The 1,010-nt window shown below is 42.9% G+C and carries 1 protein-coding gene; it reads left to right on the top strand.

Annotation, left to right across the window (positions count from 1 at the left end; all coding sequences use genetic code 11):
- The coding region (locus F6K53_RS45500) for an ATP-binding cassette domain-containing protein (RefSeq protein WP_293087831.1) at window positions 1-724 on the top strand (724 nt) is incomplete at its 5' end.
- Window positions 725-1,010: the final 286 nt, after the last annotated feature.

Here is a 1,010-nt window from a genome sequence, read left to right on the forward strand (position 1 = left end):
TGTAACCTTTCGCTATCACCCAGAAAGTGAGATAAATGTACTGGAAAATCTTTCCTTTGAAGTGAAACCAGGACAAATGGTAGCCCTAGTGGGACGCAGTGGGTCTGGGAAAACTACGATTTCTAAATTGATATTGGGATTGTATCCTCCTACGGATGGTAAAGTCTTAATTGATCAACTCGATATTACGAGTTTGTCCTTAGGGTCTTTGCGATCGCAAGTGGGAGTAGTAGACCAAGATACGTTTTTGTTTGGTGCAACCATTCGGGAAAATATTAGCTTAGGTCATCCCGCTGCTAGTTTAGACGAGATTATGGAAGCAGCACGATTAGCGGGTGCTGATGAATTTATTAAACAGTTGCCCATGGGCTATGAAACCCAGATTGGGGAAGGGGGAGGAATGTTGTCTGGTGGACAACGGCAACGGATTGCGATCGCAAGAGCTTTATTAGGGAATCCTAAGTTATTAGTTTTAGATGAAGCCACCTCCCATTTAGATGCCGAATCCGAACGGATTATTCAGAATAATTTAAATCAGATTCTCAAAGGGAGGACAACATTAGTCATTGCTCATCGCTTATCTACAGTCCGGAATGCGGATTTAATTTTAGTGATGGATAGAGGAGTATTGATTGAGAGGGGAACCCATAAAGAGTTAATGGCAAAACGGGGACATTATTATTATCTGAATCAACAGCAATTTAAGGCTGATGAAATTGAGTGATGAGTTATCTAGCAATTCTCTCTCCCATGAAGGACAAAGGGATCCCCCTAAATCCCCCTTATTAAGGGGGACTTTCAGGCTGATAAGCGTACCTCATAAATGCAATAAACGCTATCAAATAACGTCTAACAGTTTTGACCAATAACTAATCACTAGTTACCTACTCCCTACTCCCTACTCCCTACTCCCTACTCCCTACTCCCTACTCCCTACTCCCTACTCCCTACTCCCTACTCCCTACTCCCTACTCCCTACTCCCTACTCCCTACTCCCTGTTTTATTTGCT

Source organism: Moorena sp. SIO4A1 (assembly GCF_010672065.1).
Classification (GTDB): Bacteria; Cyanobacteriota; Cyanobacteriia; order Cyanobacteriales; family Coleofasciculaceae; genus Moorena.